General features: G+C 59.4%; 15 protein-coding genes and 2 pseudogenes. 6 read left to right on the plus strand and 11 right to left on the minus strand.

Translation table 11 applies throughout. From position 1 onward, the window contains the following. Positions 1–2,047: putative Ig domain-containing protein (locus tag ASD36_RS28810; RefSeq protein ID WP_156393931.1), on the plus strand; the 2,047-nt coding region annotated here is incomplete at its 5' end. Positions 2,048–2,293: 246 nt separating this feature from the next. Here the strand turns inward: ASD36_RS28810 and ASD36_RS28815 are convergent. Continuing rightward, positions 2,294–3,127 (minus strand): annotated as a pseudogene (locus tag ASD36_RS28815) (LysR family transcriptional regulator); the annotation flags it as partial. A 170-nt stretch (positions 3,128–3,297) separates the two neighbouring features. Here ASD36_RS28815 and ASD36_RS28820 point away from each other — a divergent pair. Further along, entirely contained in the window at positions 3,298–4,833 is a 1,536-nt protein-coding gene (locus ASD36_RS28820; RefSeq protein WP_060511458.1) for an MFS transporter, read from the plus strand. A 97-nt stretch (positions 4,834–4,930) separates the two neighbouring features. Here ASD36_RS28820 and ASD36_RS31630 read toward each other — a convergent pair. The 6 genes and pseudogenes from ASD36_RS31630 to ASD36_RS28845 form a co-directional block, all read right to left on the minus strand. After that, positions 4,931–5,058, minus strand: a pseudogene (locus ASD36_RS31630) (IS6 family transposase); the annotation flags it as partial. A 68-nt stretch (positions 5,059–5,126) separates the two neighbouring features. After that, positions 5,127–5,783 (minus strand): SGNH/GDSL hydrolase family protein, encoded by a 657-nt coding sequence (locus ASD36_RS28825; RefSeq protein WP_060504555.1) that lies wholly within the window; start codon positions 5,781–5,783, stop codon positions 5,127–5,129. Between the two features lie 27 nt (positions 5,784–5,810). Further along, positions 5,811–6,761 carry an ABC transporter permease gene (locus ASD36_RS28830; protein ID WP_060504556.1) on the minus strand — a complete coding sequence of 317 codons (951 nt, stop codon included), beginning with the start codon at positions 6,759–6,761 and terminating at the stop codon, positions 5,811–5,813. Positions 6,762–6,763: 2 nt separating this feature from the next. Continuing rightward, the gene (locus tag ASD36_RS28835) at positions 6,764–7,735 is read right to left on the minus strand and encodes an ABC transporter permease (RefSeq protein WP_060504557.1); all 972 of its coding nucleotides are present in this window, start codon (positions 7,733–7,735) and stop codon (positions 6,764–6,766) included. A 16-nt stretch (positions 7,736–7,751) separates the two neighbouring features. Next, complete coding sequence (locus ASD36_RS28840; protein ID WP_060511456.1) at positions 7,752–9,245, minus strand: sugar ABC transporter ATP-binding protein; 1,494 nt, start codon at positions 9,243–9,245, stop codon at positions 7,752–7,754. 61 nt (positions 9,246–9,306) lie between these two features. Then, positions 9,307–10,383, minus strand: coding sequence for an ABC transporter substrate-binding protein (locus ASD36_RS28845; RefSeq protein WP_060504559.1), 1,077 nt, complete (start codon positions 10,381–10,383; stop codon positions 9,307–9,309). 264 nt (positions 10,384–10,647) lie between these two features. On the opposite strand from ASD36_RS28845, the gene ASD36_RS28850 reads away from it, so the two are divergent. From ASD36_RS28850 to ASD36_RS28865, 4 genes are all read left to right on the plus strand, one after another. Continuing rightward, a complete protein-coding gene (locus ASD36_RS28850; RefSeq protein WP_060511470.1) occupies positions 10,648–11,298 on the plus strand; it encodes an SGNH/GDSL hydrolase family protein in 651 nt (216 codons plus the stop codon). 53 nt (positions 11,299–11,351) lie between these two features. Beyond that, entirely contained in the window at positions 11,352–12,425 is a 1,074-nt protein-coding gene (locus tag ASD36_RS28855) for an ROK family transcriptional regulator (protein WP_060511453.1), read from the plus strand. A gap of 130 nt (positions 12,426–12,555) precedes the next feature. Beyond that, a complete protein-coding gene (locus ASD36_RS28860) occupies positions 12,556–12,798 on the plus strand; it encodes a hypothetical protein (protein ID WP_156393932.1) in 243 nt (80 codons plus the stop codon). Positions 12,799–13,389: 591 nt separating this feature from the next. After that, positions 13,390–14,322: a recombinase family protein gene (locus ASD36_RS28865; RefSeq protein WP_060511449.1), complete on the plus strand. Its 933-nt coding sequence runs from the start codon at positions 13,390–13,392 to the stop codon at positions 14,320–14,322. A 117-nt stretch (positions 14,323–14,439) separates the two neighbouring features. On the opposite strand, the gene ASD36_RS28870 is transcribed toward ASD36_RS28865, so the two are convergent. The 4 genes from ASD36_RS28870 to repA form a co-directional block, all read right to left on the minus strand. Beyond that, positions 14,440–14,742: a hypothetical protein gene (locus tag ASD36_RS28870; RefSeq protein ID WP_060511447.1), complete on the minus strand. Its 303-nt coding sequence runs from the start codon at positions 14,740–14,742 to the stop codon at positions 14,440–14,442. Positions 14,743–16,433: 1,691 nt separating this feature from the next. After that, positions 16,434–17,648 carry a plasmid replication protein RepC gene (gene repC, locus ASD36_RS28875; RefSeq protein WP_060511445.1) on the minus strand — a complete coding sequence of 405 codons (1,215 nt, stop codon included), beginning with the start codon at positions 17,646–17,648 and terminating at the stop codon, positions 16,434–16,436. Positions 17,649–17,844: 196 nt separating this feature from the next. Next, the gene (repB, locus tag ASD36_RS28880; RefSeq protein WP_060511443.1) at positions 17,845–18,870 is read right to left on the minus strand and encodes a plasmid partitioning protein RepB; all 1,026 of its coding nucleotides are present in this window, start codon (positions 18,868–18,870) and stop codon (positions 17,845–17,847) included. Next, complete coding sequence (repA, locus tag ASD36_RS28885; protein WP_060511441.1) at positions 18,867–20,090, minus strand: plasmid partitioning protein RepA; 1,224 nt, start codon at positions 20,088–20,090, stop codon at positions 18,867–18,869. The genes repB and repA overlap by 4 nt, the downstream gene beginning before the upstream one ends. Positions 20,091–20,755: the final 665 nt, after the last annotated feature.

The following is a 20,755-nucleotide window of genomic DNA, read 5'->3' on the forward strand; positions in this document are numbered from 1 at the left end:
CCTTACGCCAATGGTCGCGGATCCGGCTGCAACGGTAACCGTCAATGGTGCGACGGTTGTCTCCGGTTCTGCCTCAGGCGCCATCGCGCTTGCTGTCGGTACCAATACGATCACGACGGTGGCGACGGCTCAGGACGGCACCACGGCCAAGACCTATACGGTCACGGTTACCCGTGCTCTTCCTACCGTTGTCATTACCCTATCTCCTGCAGCTGGCGCCATACCAGACGGCTCGGTGGATGCGGGCTACAGCCAAACTGTCAGCGCTTCCGGCGGGACAGGCCCCTACGCGTACAGCGTGACGGCCGGTGCACTTCCGGCCGGTCTGGCTATCGCCGGTTCCACAGGTGCAATCGCCGGCAGACCGACTGCGAGCGGTGACTTCAACTTTATCGTCACGGCGGTTGACGCGAACGGCGCAACGGGTTCTGCCGCCTATACCTTGAAGGTAAAGTCATCCAGCGTGAGATTTGTGTTTACGCCTCCGGGCGGCACGTTGACCAAGGCTATGGCCGGAGAAGATTATAGCCAGTTGATTACGGCAAAAGGCGGCGTCGCACCTCTGTTGTACAGAATTGTCTCCGGCACGCTGCCGAAAGGGATGGTGCTGAACATTTCGACGGGTGAACTCCGTGGTCCACTCGGCGCAGACGCTGGTTCCGGCGACTATGATTTCACCATTCAGGTATCCGACCGCAACGGCGCGACCGGAACGGCGACCTTCCTGTTGCAAGTCACACCTCGGGTGGTAACGGTTCCAAACCTGACCATCGAAGTGCCGGCTGGATCTGCGCCGGGCAATGTCTATCTCAATCGCGGCGCGACCGGCGGGCCGTTCACCGGTGCGGAAGCAGTGTCCGTTGACCCCCCCAGTGCGGGCAGCGCAACTATTATCCGCGGAGAGCTGGCACAGGCTGGAGCTTCCGGTGCGCCAGCCGGCTGGTATCTGAAGTTCGTGCCCGATCCGGCCTATTCTGGAGACGTGCGCGTTGGATACCGTCTCATCGGAGCGCTTGGGCCCTCAAACATCGGCATTGTCACCTACAGGCTGGCATATGACGCCGACAAGGTCGTCGACGAGATCAACACGCTTGTGCACGATTTTGTAAGGACCCGGCAGAACATGATTTCGTCGTCGATCAGTGTTCCGGGCCTCTTGGAGCGCCGGCAGATGATGGAGGCAACCGATCCCGTCACTGCGCGCATGATGCCGTCGCAAGAAGGAATGACTGCGAGCTTCTCGACCAGCCTCAATCAAATCGAGGCCGCTCGGGACGCGGCCGACGGCGTTAGCGGGGCAATGGCGCCGCCATTCAATATCTGGATCGATGGGGTTTTCCTCGCGCACAATCGGGATGAAAATGACCGCCGCTGGGGCAGCTTCGCCATGATCAATGCGGGGGCGGACTATCTGATAACAGAAAAGGCACTCGTCGGTCTGTCGTTCCACTACGACAGGATGACCGATCCGACGGATGCGGATGCAGAACTAACGGGCAATGGCTGGCTGGCCGGTCCCTACGCCTCGTTCGAAGTTGCCCGGAATATCTTCTGGAACGCCAGCCTACGATACGGCGGTTCGTCCAACGATATCGACACGCGGTACTGGGATGGAACATTCGATACCACTCGCTGGATGGCCGATACTTCGATCGAGGGCCAGTGGAACATCGACGAGAATACGACCTTCACGCCCAATCTGCGCATTGTCTATTTCTCGGAAAGCGTGGATGACTACGCCGTCAAGAACGACGCCGGCGCGGCAATCGATATCGACGGGTTTGATGAGGAGCAGTTCCGTGTCAGCCTCGGTGCCGAGGTCGCCCGGTCCTTTACGCTGGAAAACGGCGCGGCGCTCACCCCGAAGTTAGGCGTGACGGCTGGCTTCTCCGGTCTCGACGGAACCGGAGCCTTCGGATCGGTGACCGCCGGTCTGTCCTTGCAGACAACAAACCTCTGGATGCTGGACCTAAGCCTGCTCCTCAATATCGCCGACGGCGGCGAAACATCAGCGGGTGCGGGCGTCAAAGCGGCCAAACAGTTTTGATAAAACCTTTGTGAGATCGGGCAGCAGCGCGGTTGCGCCGCTGTCCGATCTTCAGTGTGTCGAGTCCTAAAACCGTTGTCGACTTTCTGGCCGTGATCAAGGTTTGATGCGATTGGATGTCAGTTTCACCTCGCCAATATCGAGGCTGCGGTGTTGTTGTCCCCGCAGCGCCGAGAATGCGGATAGCTCGATCTTTGGCCATGTCTTTTGGGCGGCCGTGGCGGTTTCGGCCGACGCTGCATGCCGCTCCCTGAAAGTGGCGACAAGGGTCTGCAAGGCCTTTCTCGAGCGTGCATCGGTCAAGCTCGAATGCAAGACGATCTCCGAGGACGGAAGGTCCGGAAGACCGAACCGCTTGCTGACCTCGACCGTATCGGAGGGCGCCAGGCGGCAGGAGAAGGGGGCAACGGCGAGCCCCGCCGAAACGGCCGCGTTGACCGCAGTCGACACGCCGACGAAGACCTCCACCCAAGGGATGCCAACCGCATCAAGCGCACGGGTTGCGATATCCCGTACGCCGCACAATGGCGCAAGCGCTGCCAACCGTAACGGTTCGCCCGGCACACGTTGAAAGCCGGGCGCTGCAAACCAGCCGAAATGCTCCGGTCCGAGGGTTTCACCGTCGCGCCGGTCTTCGTCGCGCCTTATGATCACGGCGTCGAGTTCACCGCGGTCGAAGGCCTCGAGCAGGTTTCGCGATGTTTCCAGCCGCACCTCAATGCACAGTCCCGGATCGTGGGCGTAGAGGCGCGCCAGCAATGTGGGAACTTCCGGCCCGGCGACATGAGCAGCGATGCCAAGGCCGAACCGGCGCCGCGTTGACGAAAGCCCTGCAATGGCCCGATCATGGGCGGCGAGGAATTCGCGAGCGCCCTCGATGAAGACGGCGCCCTGTGCCGAAAGGCGGACCTGCCGTGGCGTACGCTCGAGCAGCCTGACGCCGAGCCGCTCTTCGAGCCGCTTCAACTTGACGCTGATTGCGCCCTGCGTGCTGCCGAGGAATTCCGCCGCCCGGGTAAAACTCTGAAAATCGGCAATCGCCACAAAGGCCTGAACAGCGTCCACATCCAGCGTCGTCATTTGGAACCATCCGATTTTGTTATCTCTGAAATATATAAGCATCCAATTCAGTTATGATCAAGGTCCGGTTATGGTGCCGCGAACCCACGCGAGATCAACTTCGACGGGTACCGTGGAAGACCGGCAACGGAAATCCGCGATGTCCGCCATGGCATCGAAAGTCTACGAAAATGAACCAACCGATAACCCGCCGCAGCGCGCTGGCATTGGCAGCCGTCTGCCTTTCCTCGCTGATGTTCGGTCTTGAGATTTCAAGCATCCCGGCAATCCTGCCGACGCTGGAGAAGGTGCTCGGCGCAGATTTCAAACAGCTGCAATGGATCATGAACGCCTACACCATTGCGGTAACGGCTGTCCTGATGGCGGCCGGCACGTTGGCTGATCGCTACGGCCGCAAGCGCATATTCGTCGCCGGTATCGTCGCATTCGGCATCGCATCGCTAATCTGCGGACTGACAGAGGACGTATCGGTATTGATCGCCGCCCGCTTCATTCAAGGCATGGCCGGCGGGGTAATGCTCATCTGCCAGATCGCCGTCCTTTCGCACCAATTCCAGTCCGGCCGTCAGCGCGGGATCGCGTTCAGCTGGTGGGGTATCATCTTTGGCATCGGCCTTGGTTTTGGCCCGATCGTCGGTGGCGCGATCGTGTCGCTGATGAGCTGGGAGTGGGTATTTCTTGTCCATGTCGTGCTTGCCGGCGTGACGATGGCGCTGGCGCTCGCCGGCGTCGAGGAATCGCGCGATCCGGATGCCGAAAGCCTCGATATCACCGGCATGGTGACCTTGTCTGCCGCCGTCTTCTGCATCTCCTACTTCATCACCCAAGGGCCTGAACTGGGCTTTTCCAGCCCGGCCGCTTTGTCGATCCTCGGAATTGCCGTCATAAGCTTGCTCGCCTTCGTCATCGCTGAAAAAATCAGTACTCGGCCGATGTTCGATTTTTCGGTGTTCCGCGTCCGCGATTTTTCGGGAGCGCTGTTCGGGTCGGTGGGCATGAACATCAGCTTCTGGCCGTTCATGATCTATCTGCCTATCTTGTTTCAGGCCGGCCTTGGTTATGACGGCGTAACCGCAAGCATTGCTCTGCTCGCCTACACGCTTCCCCCCCTCATCGTCCCGCCCCTTGCCGAGCGCCTGATGCTTCACTTTCGCCCAGGCATCGTCATCCCGGCCGGATTGTTCACGATCGGTCTCGGCTTCCTGTTGATGAAAGCCGGCAGTAGTGTTGAAAACGTCAGTTGGCTGACGATGCTGCCGGGATGCCTGTTGGCCGGCATCGGCCTCGGTTTCACCAATACCACCGTCACCAATGTCGCGACCGGCGCCGTTGCCGCCGAGCGCGCCGGCATGGCCTCGGGCATCGACACTAGTGCACGGATGATTTCGCTGGCGATCAACATCGCGCTGATGGGCCTGATTCTGGTCGAAGGCGTGCGGTCATCGCTGGGCACCGTGCTTTCCGGCCAAATGGCCGGCATGGAGCAGCGCATGCTCGCCGAGAAAATCTCGGCCGGCAGCATGCTGTCATCCAACTATGGTTTGTCTCACACCGCTGTCCAGACGGCGCTGCGGAATGGGTTTGGCTGGGTCATGATCTACGGCGCAGCAGGCGTCTGGCTGTCTGCCACCGCAAGCCTGCTCATCTTCGGAGTCCGGCCCAGGACGAAAGCCGCGCTTGCATGCTCGACGGCGAAGCCGTCATGACGCGCGGCTCTGCCCTTGAAGTCATGGCGTTGCATCGGGCCGAGACAGGCTGTCGGTTACGCCCCATCGTCGTATTGTTGTCGTAAGAATCGACAGTGCCGCGCTCCAACAGCATTTCTTCCAACATCCGCAGGCTTAAAGGAACCCGAAATACAGCCACACCGCGCGGGCGATGATCTGCGGTGGAAACCGGTGGTTCTTGGAACTGATCGGCGGCGGGGTCATCTCAGACGCATTATCCAACAACCTTTAAGCCCAGGACAACATGACATCGCCGCCGAAGTGGCTATTGCTCAGAACAGCGCCACGACCTTGTCCGCAATGGCGTGTCCGAGCTTGATGTTGGTGTCAGCGGAAAAATGGATGCCGTCTACACCGTCGGTCGTGACATGATCACCGGCAGCCAAGAACTCGACTTTGGTGAAGTCGGCGAGCGCTTTGTAGAGGCCGGAGAGCTGTTTCGACTTCTCGTACCCGCCGCCGAACATGCCTTCGAACCAGGGATCGGGCATCGGCGCGAGCGGCGGCGGGGCGACGACCAGCACCCTCGGCGCCGGATAGGGTGTGCCGACGCCGCCGGCCGAGGTCAGCACCTGTCCGACCAGCTTTCCCATGCCGTTGGCGATCTCATAGGGCGTGCGGTGGAAATAGGATTTCGTATCGTTCGTGCCGAGCATGATGATGACGAGATCAAGCGGCAGGTGGCTGGCGAGCGCGGAAGGCAGGTAAGCGCTGCCGTTCAGCCGCGGATCGTTCGGATCGTCGAGGCTGGTGGTGCGGGCGCTGAGGCCCTCTTCGATGATGTGGTAGCCGTCTCCCAGCTGTGCAGCCATGGCGCCGGTCCAGCGCTGTTCGTAGGGATAGCGCAGGGTGGGGGCGGATTCCTTCACGGGAATCCAGCCCCAAGTCAAAGAATCTCCAAAGCACAGGATTGAGCGCTTTTCGGCCATTTGGTCCTCCTTGAATGGCTGTTGATGTCACTTGCCGGCGCGAAGGCCGTAAAAGATGGCCGCAAACAGGATGATCAGGCCCTGGGCGACGAGTTTTCCCGCATCGCCCACGCCGAACATCGTCATCACGACGAAGAGGAAGGCGAAGCAGAGCACGCCGAAGAACGGCCCCCAGACTCCACCCTCGCCCCGCCCGAAAACCACGCCGCCGAGAATGGTCGCGGCGACCGACAGGATCGGCAGGTCGAGCCCGACGCGCACGCTGCCGACCGCGATGGAGGCCGTCTGGACGAGGGCTGCGATGGCCGCCATCAGCCCGGCCAACGTGTGGGCGAGGATGACCGTGCGCTCCACCGGCACGCCGGAAAAATGCGCGGCCGGTATGCTTTCCCCGACGGCGGCGACGCAGCGGCCGAAGACAGTCTGCGACAGGAGCAGCGCCATCAGCGCGGTGAGTGCAATCCAGAACAGAACCGGGCTCGGCAGGCCGATGAAGCGGGTGTTGAACAGTTCGGCAAAAATCTTCGGCACGTCGCCCGGCGGCTTGCCGCTCGACAAATATTGCACGAAGCCGACGAGCACGATGGAGAGCGCCAGCGTGACGATGACGGCGGAAACCCGGCGCTTGGCGACCATCATGCCGTTGAACAGGCCGATGGCAAGGCCGATCGCGAGCGCCAGCACGACATAGAAGCCGAGCGAGGCGCCGGGAAAAATGCCGGACGAGATGCAGTAATTGATGAGCAGGATGACGCCGCCGCCCGAAAGGTCGATCGACTTCACCCGCATGACCAGGAGCTGCCCGAGCACGAGAATACCGAGCGGCACGACCTGGCGGACGAAGACGCCGAGCACATTGGCGTTCAGCATCTGCGGGCGGGCGATGAAGAGGATCACCAGCAGCACGACGAGCAGATAATAGGACGGCGGAACCTTGGAAACGCGCCGGAACAGGGTCGAGTTGACGAGAGCCGACATGATCAGAGTCCGATCTTCTTGCGCGACTGGAGGGCAACGACCGCCATGAGCAGAACGCCCTTGATCGCCGTCTGCACGAAAGGCGTGACATTGAGCAGGTTCATGCCGTTCGACAGCAAGGCGAGAACCGCGACCCCAATGACCGTGCCATGCAGGCTGCCGACCCCGCCGGACAGCTGCGTGCCGCCGATGGCAACCGCAGTGATCGCATCGAGCTCCATCAGCAGGCCGACATTCGGATCGCCGGAGACGATGCGTCCGGCAAGGAACAGGCCGGCAAGGGCGGCAAACAGCGAGCAGATCACATAGGCGAGCAAGATGTTGCGGTTGGCGGGAATGCCGAAGTTGCGTGCCGCATCATTCGAGCCCGAGGCGACACCGCCGCCAATGGCAAAGAGATGCAGGCCGTAACGCGAGCCGTAGAGCAGCTTCCAGGCGACGAGGAGCGTGACGACACCCCAGAAGAGCGGTAGCGGCAGGCCGAAAATCGAGCCCTCCACCAGCCAACGCACGCTGTCCGGCACGGTGCCGCCGGAAACCGGGCGCAACACGCGGGTAATGCCGAGCACGACATATTGCATGGAGAGCGTCGCGACGATCGGATGCACGTTGAGCCGGGTGATGCAGTAGCCGTTGGTGGCGCCGATCAGGCCGGCGAACAGGAAGACACCGGGAATGGTGAGATAGCCCGGCAAATCCAGCGCGAGGATGGCCGTCGTGAAGCTGACGACCGAGCCGATCGAGAGATCGAGCCCGCCGACGAGTACGACGAACATTTGCCCGACCGCCGTGATCAGCAACGGCATGCCCTGCGCGACGAGATTGGTAAGGTTGCTCCATTGGCCGAACTGGCTCGTCGTGATGGCAAGCCACAGCGCCATGGCAATCGCAATGATGAAGGGCAAAAGCCACAGGCCCTGCCGGCTGCCGCGGCCGGTGATCAGTTTCCCAAGGGTGGAAGAAGGGGATGTCATCAGGTTTTTCCGTTCGTCATGCGCTCAGCGCCGCATCGAGAATGCCGTGCTCAGTTGCCTCAGCAGCGCGCATTTCCGATACGATCGTGTTGCCGTGGATCACGTAGAGGCGGTCGCAGAGGCCGATCAGCTCGACCGTCTCGCGCGACAGGACGAGCACCGCACCGCCCGCTTTCGCGAAGTCCCGCAGGATCCGGTAGATTTCCGCCTTGGCGCCGACATCGACGCCGCGCGTCGGCTCCTCGATGAGGAGCAGGTCGGCATCGGTGGCGAGATAGCGCCCCAGCAGCACCTTCTGCTGGTTGCCACCGGAGAGCGCGCCGACCGTGTCGGACGGCCCCGACGCCTTGACGTTCAGCCGCCGCATCGTTTCCGCAATCACGGAACTGTAACGCTTTGCCGCCTTCAAAGCCGGGCGGCCACCATGCAAGGCCGCAACAATGTTCTGGCCGACGGAGTGATCGAGAAACAGGCCCTCATCCTTGCGGTCTTCCGGCACGAAGGCCCCGCCGAGCGCCTGCCAGCGCCGCACGCCGCTCTCCTTGGGCACGGGAAGCCGGATGGTGTTTCCACGGCGTGACACCGTTCCTTCGACCGGCGCAAACTGCCCGACCAGCGCCCGCAACGCTTTCTGCTGCCCCTGCCCTTCAAGCCCGGCAAAGCCGACGATCTCGCCCTTCTTCACCATGAAGGAGAAAGGCTTTGCATCCGCCTGAAGCCTGAGGTCGGAGACAGCGAGCGCAGCGGCGCCCTTTCCTTCGCCGCGCTCGGGGAAAAGATCCTCCAGTTCGCGGCCAACCATCATCGCAATCAGTGAGGCCGGCGTCATCTCGGAGAGCGGTCGTGTGCCGACCAGCTGGCCGTCCTTCAGCACCGTCACCACGTCGCAGATGGCAAAAATCTCATCCATGCGGTGAGAGATGTAGACGATGGCCTTACCGGCTTCGCGCAGCGTCCGGATATGCCGGTTGAGCACATCAACGTCGGCCGCATTGAGCGCTGCGGTCGGCTCGTCGAGAATGAAGATGTCGGCATCCGCGTCGATACCATGGGCGATCTCGACGAACTGCCGCTCGGCGATGGACAGTTCGGAGACCAGCGTGTCTGGGTCGAGCGCAAGGCCAAGACGCGCCAGCGCGCCCTTCGTCTCCTCGCGCATGCGTCGCCGGTCGATGCCGCCAAGCCGCCCCAGGGGCTCGCGGCCGAGAAACATGTTTTCCGCAATCGTCATGTTGGGAAGCAGCGACAGTTCCTGGAAGACCGTGGATATGCCGGCCTCCAGCGCCGCGCGCGGATTGGCGAAGCTGACGGTGCGACCCGCACGGCGGATCTCGCCGCTATCCGGCTGATGCACGCCGGCCAGGATCTTCATCAGCGTCGATTTGCCGGCGCCGTTTTCGCCCATCAGGGCGTGCACGGTTCCGGGTGCCAGCGCCAGCGAGACGTCTCGAAGCGCGGCGCTACCGCCGAACGCCTTCGATATTCCGGCCATTTCAATAGGATGCGACATGGATTTCCTCTGTCCGGGTGACGGAAGGCCGGCGCATGCCCGCCTCCCGGCGTGGTCCGCCTTACTGCTTGGCGTAGAACTCTTTGAGCTGCTCTTCGGAGAGTTCCGATGGCCACCAGACATTCGCCGACAGGTCGTCGCGGTAGTATTTCTTGACCTTTTCGAGGTCCCAGCCCGGCGGGTTGTAGTCGTAGTGCTTGTGCAGCGCCTTGCCCTCCAGAAGGGCGACCGCAGCGCGGATGCCGGCAGCGCCCTGGGCGGGGCTGTATTCCGACGAGATCGACTTGAAGCCATCGGCGATCCATTGGCCGAAGAAGCCGTTATTGCCTTCGCCCGAGATCGGCGGGATCGGCGCGCCGAACTGTTTGAAGACGTCGACGCAGGCGCGCGTCATATCCGCACCTGACGACCAGATGCCGGCGACATTGGGATCGTTGAGATAAAGCGTCTCGCAAACCTTCTTGGCCTTGTCGTACTGCCAGTCGCCATGTTCCTCGGCGGCGATCTTGATCTCAGTGCCTTCGAGCGACTGCTTCAGGCCGTTGTAGCGGTTAGTATCTTCCGGATGACCGGCGAGGCCGCGCAGCACCCAGATATTACCCTTGCCGCCAAGCTCCTTGACGAGGAAGTCACCCATCACCTTGCCGAAATGCTCGGCGCCGCCCTGGATTTCCGTCGTATAGGCCTCGGATTCAATGCGGCCGGTGTGCAGCACGACCGGGATGCCCGCTGCAATAGCCTTCTCGATGCTGGCATTGGCCGAAGTCGAGGTGACCGGCTGGACGATGATCGCATCGACCTTCTGGGCGATCAGGTCCTCGATATCGGCGACCTGTTTCTTCTGGTCGAAGCCGGCATCGAGCAACACGAACTTCGTGATGCGCTTGTCGCGGTCGGCGGCGGCCTGCGCCTCATGTGCCACCTGCACTGTCCAGGTGTTGGCATTGACGCCGAAACTGCTCATGCCGATGATCCAGGGCGCGTCCTTCTTGTATTTGCCCTCTTCCACCGTCGGATTGTTGTCCGCACGGGTCGTGACACCGTCGAGCAGGGGCACCTCCTGCGCAAAGCTGTTCGTTGCGAAGACCACGCCGGCCAAAAGAACCGACAGGCCGATTTTCCTGATGATGCTGCTCATACTTCTCCTCCAAAGCAGGCGTCTAACGAGGGGGAAGGCCCGCCGAAAGGCATGCGGCATCGCCAGCCCGCGACACATGTCCGGTGCTCGTGCACAGCCTTTGAAACGACCCGAAACTTTCCTCCGAGCGTCACAAAAGCACTGGCGCTTTCGCCTGTCAATAGTTATTCAGACTGAATGAATAATAGGCCATCCTTGCAAATCGCCCTTGCGGATGCGAAGTCTGAACCCGAAAAGCGGGCACGCAGCCCGGTGGAGGAGACAGTGACGCGGACCGTTCTATGCTTTGGGGATTCCAACACGCACGGCCAAATTCCGGGCGGGGGACCGCTTGAGCGCTACGCCCGCGGGCAGCGCTGGGGCGGCGTGCTGGAAAGCCTGCTCGGCCCCGGCTGGCAGGTGATCGAAGAAGGTCTGAGCGGCCGCACGACCGTGCATGACGACCCGATTGAGGGCGTGCTGAAAAACGGCCGCACCTATCTGCGTCCCTGCCTGCAAAGCCACACGCCGCTTGACCTGATCATCATCATGCTCGGCACCAATGACCTGAAGCGGCGCTTCAACATGCCGCCCTCGGAGGTCGCCATGGGCATCGGCTGCCTCGTGCACGATATCCGTGAACTTTCGCCGGGACCGGCCGGCCACGACCCGGAAATCATGATCGTCGCCCCGCCGCCGATGCTCGACGACCTGCGCGAATGGGAATCGATCTTCTCCGGCGCGCAGGAGAAATCCCGCAAGCTGGGGCTGGAATTCGAGATCATGGCGGATTCGCTGGAGGCGCATTTCTTCGACGCCGGCACGGTCTGCCAATGCTCGCCGGCCGATGGTTTCCATATCGACGAGAAAGCGCATCGCCAGCTCGGAGAAGCGCTGGCACAGGAAGTTCTGGCGATCGGGTGGGCCGATGCATAAGCCCTGCCCCCTGATCATCGCCCTTTCCGGGAAGGAGCGCGCCCTTGCCTGATATGCGTTTCGCGCCGCCCAACCCGCTTCGCATCGCCGATCGTGCCAGCGGTCTCAATTCGCTGAGCGTGCGCAGCCACAATGAGCGCCTGGTCCTCTCGCTGCTCCTGCAGAGCGAGGCGACGACACGCCTCGAAATCGGCGAGAAGACCGGCCTTTCGGCACAGACGATTTCCGTCATCGTGCGCTCGCTTGAACAGGAAGGCCTCGTCGTGCGCGGCGAGGCGCAAAAGGGCCGCGTCGGCCCACCCACCACACCGCTGATGCTGAATTCCGAAGGCGCCTATTCCGTCGGCGTCAGTGTTGGCTACCGCAATACCCATATCGTCGTCGTCGACTTCGTCGGCAATGTTCAGCACCAGCGCGTGATGCCGCACAAGACGGCCGATACCTTCGATGCCCCGGAGGCGCTGGCGCTTGAAATCCACCAGGCCATCGCCGGCCTTTCCGAAAGCCGGCAGGGCCGCATCGCCGGTGTTGGCCTTGCCCTGCCGACCCCGCCGATACGCTCCGGCCCGGACCATGACGTGCTGCACCGCTATCTGGAGACCGAGCTTCGCCTTCCCGTCTTCGTACAGAACGACATCACGGCGGCGGCGGGTGGCGAGAGCCTGTTTGGCACGGCGCGGCAATTGCAGGACTTCCTGTTCTTCTATCTCGGCGCCCGCCTGCATGGCCGCCTCGTGCTCAACCACCAAATCTACAATGGAAATTCACCGCTGAGCTACGACGTCGGCGTATTGGCGCTGGAGCGTGCCTTGCCAGCCGGCGACCCGAGTGCAGCGAGGCTCTGGGAACAACATCCGGCGTGGCCGCCGATGGGATCGGCACTGGCCGATTGGCAGCAGGCCTGCGCAGAAAGCCTCATCAAATCGACGCAGGCGCTGTTGCAATTTATCGAGCTCAAAACCGTCCTGCTGTCGTCCTTCGTTCCGCCCGAGATCTGTACCGCGTTGTGCAAGCTCGTCCAGCAGGAGATTCCGTTCGTCAATGCGGTTGTCGGCCGAACGTCCGTCGCACCAAAGGCCGTCGGTGCGGCCAGCCTGCCGTTCAGTTCCCGATTCATGGTGAATTGATTGTAAATTTAGCTCTCGAGTGGAATTGAACGATGCGCACATGCCTCGTGGCGGCAAGGTTGGAATGTCCGTATGTGCAAAGCTGGAATGTCACACTCCCCGGGCCTGAAAGATGCGTGGGAGTTTGCAGATGGGATTGATAGCGATAAGCGAGCGCGATCTGCAGCGGATCGAGTTTTTATCGAAAGTGATTGCCGACCGCATGAAGCTGGTGCCGGCGGCGCGTGCGCAGCAATCGCATCCTGATCTGGATGTCACGAAGGGAAATTGCTACGATAACTGCATTTCCCGCAATCGGTGGCTTATACAATCCCACCCGCACGCGACGCTTCACTACACAAGCCCCACACAGTTCGAGAGACGGACCGTCTAATCTAATTTGCCTTTCCACTTTTCCAAAGCAAGTCCAGCCGGCACACCAAAGCCCGGGAGATCTTGATTGCTTTGGTTCGCTGGTGCGATCTGACTTTTGAGGATGCCACCTTAGTAGTGATAGTGCGTTTTATTGGGATATCTCCTGGGAAACCGCACCGCCTGTCGACGTGTAAATAGGATCGATAATGGGTTGCGAATCCCCATCCTTTTCCCAATACGAGGGACAGAATGCGGTTAGCCCCTAAACTCCGGCTTCCCGTTCTTGTTTGGCAGCCTCATTTGCCTGGTCAGTGGAGTGATGCCGGTCCGATCATCCGGATCTACCAACGGCTACCGGGTGTTTTATCTTCTCCTGATCGGCTTGAACAGCAATGCGGCCCCCTCCCCTTCTAACGCAGTCGGCCGCGCTGAATTTCCGCCATAAGAGCCCTCTGACGCGTTTTCTTTTGCGGATGCGGTTCCTCATCGTCGGCAGTTGTGTATCGAGTCTGATGGCCTTCCTTTTGCACCATAAAACATGCTTGCAAAGGATAGTTTTCTCACGCATTTATATGTGTACAAAAACCTCTGGAACACTTGAAAGAAACCGATGGCGGCAACCGCAAATCTTGGCCCCCCTCCCCCGCCGCAAAGGTTAATTGGATATGCCCGGCTTTCGCCGGACAATCAGTTCAATGACACGCAGATCGACGAGTTGCGAGCGGCCGGCTGCGACCGCATCTATCAAGAACAAGGATCCGGCGCTCCAGGCGCAAGGCCCGTGCTTGCGAAGCTTCTCAAAGATCTCGCTGACGGCGATGTCCTTCTCGTCGTTAGCTTGGACCGTCTCGCCCACTCGGTCAGCCATTTGCTTGGCGTGCTCGAAGATCTGGAGAATCGCAGAGTGTATTTCCGCTCGCTGCACGATCCCATCGACACGACGACCCCACACGGGGGGCTTTCCTTGCGGGTGCTCGCTGCTGTGGTCCGGCTCGAACGGACACTGATTGTGGAACGAACCCAGTCCGGCATGAAAATTGCCAAGGCCCAAGGCAGGCTCGCGGGCAACCCCGGACTTCGCGAACGCCGCCCGGAGGCAATCCAGGCCGTTTCGGTCGCGCGCCGGCGGGCCTACCTCGATGAACTGATTTCGTCGGCACAGACATGGTTGCCGACCGTGCGGCAACTGCGTCCACGGCACAGTTGGGACGATGTCGTCGGCATTCTCAATCGTCGGGGCCAAGACTGGACAGTCGAGCGCTTGCGGCGCGCGGTCCACCGCATGGTAGACGAAAACCTTGCAGAGGCTGAGTTGCTGAGCCGGTCGCCGCGTCGGCCCCCTGAACATGATCTGATGCGGTTGGTTGCCGGCATCGCGATTGCCGATCCCAGTCGGTCGCTGCGTGATATTGGGGCTGAATTGGATCGGATGCAGGAGAGGCCGCCGCGTGGCGGCCGCAAATGGCAAGCATCTACCGTCAGGGCATTGCTGGACGAAGCCCGCCGCTTCGGTCTCATTCGCGATCGGGGGCCCGGCCCATAAGACGATCACCCCCGGTCTCGCGAACGTCTCCTTGTGACGAAAATCCTCCTTCACGTCGGCCTTGTCATGATCAGCTCGATCAACGGACGGCTTGCCATGCACGGAAAAAAATGCGCTTCACAACAGCCGGTCCGCTCCTGCGAAGTTCGGCGAGCGGCCAAACGGTAAGCCAAAGTGCGGTTCGCACAATGAACAGTTTTCCGTCCGGCGCCAGTTTCGTCCCGTGGCGAGGGCGGCAAACGCCCCTTCTCTGCTCTCCGGCATTAACGTCCGCACCGCAATTGCGGTGCTGAAAATCAGGTCCAATTGATCTGGGTCCCGATCGTCTTGATCGCGTCGAATCCCCTTTCCGAGGAGCGCGTCACTTCCGAAATGGAAGATCGTTACGACGACCGCCGGCTGTTTCTGTTCGTCATTCATGAAGAATCAATATCTGGTGAACGAGCACAACCGAGGCCTCGATACTGCAATACCTAACACTGTCCCTGAAGTCCGGCAGACAGGACAGCTACCGTCTCCTTGCCCGTAATGTTCAGGCACAACCAGTCGAATAGCATGCGTACCAATCGGATCGCGTCCAACGCCTATCCTGTGCGATCATCCGGCTGATCGCAGCCGACCGGCACTCGCTGATGACGGCGCTCAGGCCATTTTACTGAAGAACCATGACCCGGCTCGCACCTGTAAAGATAACCTGCATTTCGACTAAATGAGCGAAGCCGCCAATCGCAGTACTCTGCTTTAAGTCGCCATGCAGCAGGCGCCTGCCTGTCACCCAGCTCGGCAGGCCACAACATGTGGCGAAGACAAAAATGGCTGATCAACGCAGTTGACGATACGAGTTCAACTGGCTCGAGCGAGGGTAGTGAAGCGGCCGGAACCTCCCCTTCCGCGCTTTCCGGGCTGCGATACAGCGCAATCTTCATCAAGCTCTGTCCTCCACCAGCTCTCGACGCGTTGCTGCATCTCGCAACACGATCTCGCTTTCCAACAGGCCCGAGCAATGCATTCTGGCGGTATGGTTTTCGATGCTTCCCAGATTATCATGCCGTCGATCGCCTGTCCTGCAGACTGCCGTACCACAACCAGATTCTGGTCGCTGAGCCAATATTTGTGCTCCTTCAGGAGCTAGTCAGTCAAACTAGCGAACGAACGCAGCGGCAACATCGCAAAGTGTATCGTAGCTGACCGCGGTCACTTGGTTGCCCAAAGATGATGACCGAGTGGAAGGAATTGTCAGTTTGGTTCGAACAGCCACCGCTAAATCTTACTGAATTATCGCCCCTTCATTCTCTTGTGCTCACTCGCCCTTATGGATCGGAGTTACCACGATTTCTGTTCATCTGTTGACCAGCGACGGACGTTAGCGAACCTCATGCTAGGAACAACGTTGCTGCAGCACTTTCGCGCCAACCCAACCGTTTGGGTCTCTCGACCTGACCGCCTTGAGGATGTCTCTCTGAGTTCTACCCCGATAGAAATCCAGCCCCCGACCTCAGGATCTCGTTGAGGGCTCTACGGAGATTGCGCCCCACTGGCTTCCGCCGTCTCCTTCGCGAACACCTTGTCGATCAGCATGCCACGGCATTTATTGGCTGTCAGCTGGCTCGTGGAACTCCCTAGCTCATCCACATGCTGAAGATGAGCAAACACCATGCCGTGCGTTGCGATACAGGTGCCAAAGCGGGTGGAATTTCTGGCAGATGTATCCAGTCCACTGTCATGGTGGTCGTTCGAGAGAATTTTGCGACGATACGATGAAAGTGCGCACAAGCCGATCTTACCTAGGTCTCGATACAAGCGCCACGTCGGTTCTGGCGTAGGCGTTGTCTGTCTGAATTGGATCAGTACCTTTTTTATGACCAAGCTTCTCACAGCGTTTTGGTACCTCTTGGTCAAGACGGTGCGAGACTAAGAACAAAGCAACCGCTGAAACTGCTAAACAACTCTGTCACGCTCGTAACCACGACTGCCAATATGGAGCGATGTTTGTGCCTGTTCGTCATGTTAAAGGGTTAGATAGCCTGCGCGAAGGCAAGCGTGATTACCCCCGGAACAAAACCCTGACAGCTGTCAGGGTTTTGGCACCTGACAGAAACTCATTGGACCAACTATCCCACCCTGCAATTGCTCTCTCCATTAACCCGTAACCGCGCCATAAGCGCTGGACCGAGTGAAAATTCTCGACGTCTTGCCCGCGAGGTGAGATCGCGAAGGTATCCGCCAGCCGAATTTATATGGGCGGCTCGCTCAAGAATGCAGGCCAAAGCTACCGCGGCGTTTTCCGGCCCCATCACCTCGCAGGCATCTTGATAGGCGGACGGATCAACTCTGAGCATGGAGCGGACAACAACCGCCGCCGCCATCAAGTCACGCCAGCTGTCGATGCCGCCCCCGGGACCGTAAAGGGCTATCTCAGGGCAAGCTCTCAAAACAAACCCCAACGAGAATGCAGGAATGTTCCGATTCTGCGACCGGATGGGCTCATTCGGTTTTTCTTCAGATCTTTTTCCTAAGCGAGGTTCAGATTCATTATGAGATTCTGTATTTGAATTCTGTATGTGGCGCTCATTCTGAGCATCACAGGTGCTTATAATGTGGTCTTTTCGTTGCATTTCCAGCAAGTTAAGTACTTCGTGCTGGAGCAGGCTCATCTCGGCCAAAATTGACGTCACGTCGCTGAGTGTTGGAGAACGCGGAATTATGGCAACCAAGTCGATGTAGGCGCCTTCAATTGTCTGCCAGTTGCCGGGTGCACCTTCCTCGATTGCGGCTGTGATAAGCTTCCGGACATCCCGTCGACAAATTGTCAGGCTCTCCTTGGCTCGGCGAAAGGCAGCGCGATTGGCTGCCACTTGCTGCGCAAGGCCTGCCAATTCTTCAGCGCGGAGAAGGAGAGGTGAAATATCGAAGCCAAATGCGGCTTCGATATCGCCCGCTCGATCCTTTCTGGCGAAGCGCTTGCCATTGGCACTATCCTTCCGCACGATCAGACCCGCCTCCACGAGAGCGGCGAGATGCCTTCGAAGAGTTGCGCCGGCAATGCCATGGGCCCTGACGGTCAGTTGAACGTTCGACGGGAAGACAACGAGTTTGGCATCCTGGCGGAGTTCCTTGTCCGGATAGAAGCTTAACAGCGCGTCAAGCACTGCCAGGCTGCGATCCTGTAGACCAAGCAATTCCCTGGCTTCGGAGATGTCCCGAAAGATTTTCCATTTATCAGCCGACTTACCCGGCTTGATCTCGGTCAGGGCGACTTGACTCCTAACCAAGGCAAGCGACATCGGCCGCCGCCCAAAGGGCGTCGTCACACGACTAATCTGCATTTCCTTCACCTTTTATTCGGCAAAAGAAGTCCGCTCACCAAAAAACGGTGCCAAAACTCTTGACTGCGATTCGAGGAAATGCGATTCTCTAGTTGTCACACAGAGAGAGAGGCTTCCAAGACGGCAACGTTTAGGGGGCCTTTTTCTTTTGCAGCGTTTCCTTTCTTTAACTCCGAAATCCTGACAGCTGTCAGAGTTATCCTTGCTCTCGCAGACGGGCAAAGCGCTCGCTGAGCGCTGGGAGTTCCGCCTCAATAAACTTCAAAAATTCGATCCCGACTGAACCTTCGGCGGAAATTCGAACCTCTTTCGAGGAGACCAATAGTGCACCGAGCCGTGTGCCTGCCTTATCCGTGATCGGGCTGGGTTCGCGGCGAGCGCCGGACGCTGGCTTGATGACGTTCAGCACGCGCTGGAACCTCTGATCGGAAGTCTCGGCCTCGCCATCCTTCTTTGCCAACACCGCCCGCATGGCCTCAAGCGTTCCCGAGCCGCCGGCAACCGTCTTGGCAAGTTCAAGCCAGCGCGGCCGTCCTATTTTCGGTGCGCGACCGATGGCCTCGATAATATCTGCCGGAACAATTCTGTAGACATTCCGCATACGAGCGAGTTCGGCATCTTCGATGGAGAGCGCAGCGTAGATGTGACGTGCCTTAATTCCGGCATCATCCATTCGCGACGCAAATAGGGCGCGCTCAATCCAGGTCAGGTCTTGGCGGCCTGCGTTTTCGATACCCTGGGCGAGGACGAGATCGAGGTCGGAAATTTCGACCTCGATAGCTTGAACTGGCTTGTTGAGCTGTTTGGCTGCGAGCCAACGCCGATGCCCGTAGACAATCTGGTAGCGGCCGGGCGATGATGGGTGTTTTCGGACCTGAACTGGAACCTTCTGCCCCTCGGTCTCTATCGACCGCTTGAACACTTCAAAGCTCGCTCCATCATCATCCGGCAGTCTGTCCGGATAAGGGGAGGGGTCGATAAGCGATGGATCCAACTCGCGAACCGTACCGCCACCTGCCTCAACGAGAGCCTTCAAACGATCCCGCTCTGATCTGATATCGTCGATCGCACGGTGAGCTGCACCGATGACACCGGCTCCGACACGATTGCTGGGCGAGGGGGCAGGGGCCGCTGGCTGCTGGTCGTCTGTCAGCTCGTTCTCCAGTGCGGCAGACAGCAGCCCGAAATTGGCGACGATCGACTTGCGAGGAGATTTGCTCATGTCCGCCCCCAGCTGTCGTTGATGAGCCGAACAATTGAGTCATTCACGGCATCCACCGCTTCGCGAGCACGCTTGTGCGTATCGCGCCCGATATGTCCCATCTCAAGCTCGTATATCGACCTTTTTGCCAAGCCAGCGGCCTCAACGGCTGTACTTTCGATGGCCGTCGGCAACAACACGTCTGCACCGAATAAATGCCGGAGCATCGCGACCACTTGCGATTGGGGTGCGTCATTTGGGTTGTGACGTGTGACGAGGTAACGGATGAAGTCCTGGTCTAACTGGGCACCGTTCTCATTCAGAACGCTAATCAGGTCGCCCATCATGAGAAGGAACTGGCTCATCGACGCCACGTCCAGCATGGCTGGATGGACGGTGATGATCATGCTGGTGGCGGCGTAAATCGCGCTCAAGGTCAGAAAGCCGAGCGACGGCGGAGTGTCAAGAATTACAACGTCGTAGTCAGCCTCGACTTCCGACAGGGCAAGTTTCAGCCTCTCGAAGAAAATTGCGCCAGGGTTGGATTTGTTCGCCAGCATCCGCGGCGTTTCGTGCTCATACTCCATGACTTCTAGATTGCCAGGGATGAGGTCGATGCCATCGAAATATGTCTTGCGAATAATATCGCGGATTGGACGGCGCTCGGCTTCGTCGTAGCGCAGAGCGGCATAGATCGTTTCATTCGATCCAACATCGATCTCCGGCTGGGCGCCGAACAATGCCGACAGGGATGCCTGCGGGTCCAGGTCCAATGCGAGGACGCGGTAGCCATGAAGAGCGAGATAGTGCGCAAGGTGAACACATGTCGTCGTTTTCGCGCTCCCGCCCTTGAAGTTGGCTATCGCAAGCACTTGAAGGTGCTCGCCGGCCTGACGGCGAGGGAGGAATCGCAACGCATCCAAGGGCTTCTGCTTGGCAAATAGCTCGCGCAATTCATTGATCTGAGGTAGCGTGTAGACGCGATGGTTATTCTCTAGCCGGCTGGGAACCGGCCCGCGCCCTTCAGTGGACATGAGCTTCAGGGTTGAATCAGGTATTGACGTCAATTTCGACACTTCGTTGGTCAAAAATGGACGGAGCGCCTTTTCCGATTTTGGCGGATACATGCGAGTTCTGAGTTGCTGCAGTTGCCCGGACAGAAGCCCTGCATGGCGCGTGATTTTGCTGCCAGCATCTTCCTTCGAACCGACACTTGATTCCACTCGATTTGCTATCGCCATCTGTTCCTCTTGTCGGTCTTTCGTCGGTTTGCCGGTTGGTTCCCGCCAAGATAGAACACGATTCTGCAAATCCGTCCAGACGTTTAAGGTTAACAGACGGTTAACGGGAGTAGGGCGCTTTGCACAAGCAAACCGATTTTCTTGTTACCTGCGCAGGAGTTAACCGGACCCACCAGCACCCGGATCTCGGTTGGTTTGCCGTAATTGCTGGTATCTGTCGGCGCGCGAATGCCGGTTGAGTCTCGATAGGCTCGACCTGGCGCACTTGGGACAGGTGGTATGTTCATGTCAGGCCACGCCGCCGTACGTTATCCCGTATTTTGATAACATTTCAGCGAGTTGGCTTCAGTGTCTCTGCTGCATCACGAAGGTGCATCGTCATCATTCCGCACCGTTTTAAATGTGGTTAGGGGAGGGGTGAACGAAGCACCGCCCATTGGTTCACAAGGAGGAAGTCAGGCCCGACCAGGCGGCTTTGGAGCAGTCCTGAGAGATTTTCGATGCGCCACGGTTCTTCTGTTTCAGAACAGCCGCCGGAATCAGAATGGATGACCTTCAGTTCGCGTATTCGACAGATAGCGGCATGCGTAGCCCCGGCACCGGCCATTGTGATTACCACGGCCAAAACTGCTTTTGCGACCACGGAACCTGATCCGACGGCCGGA

The organism is Rhizobium sp. Root1334 (assembly GCF_001426665.1).
Classification (GTDB): Bacteria; Pseudomonadota; Alphaproteobacteria; order Rhizobiales; family Rhizobiaceae; genus Pararhizobium.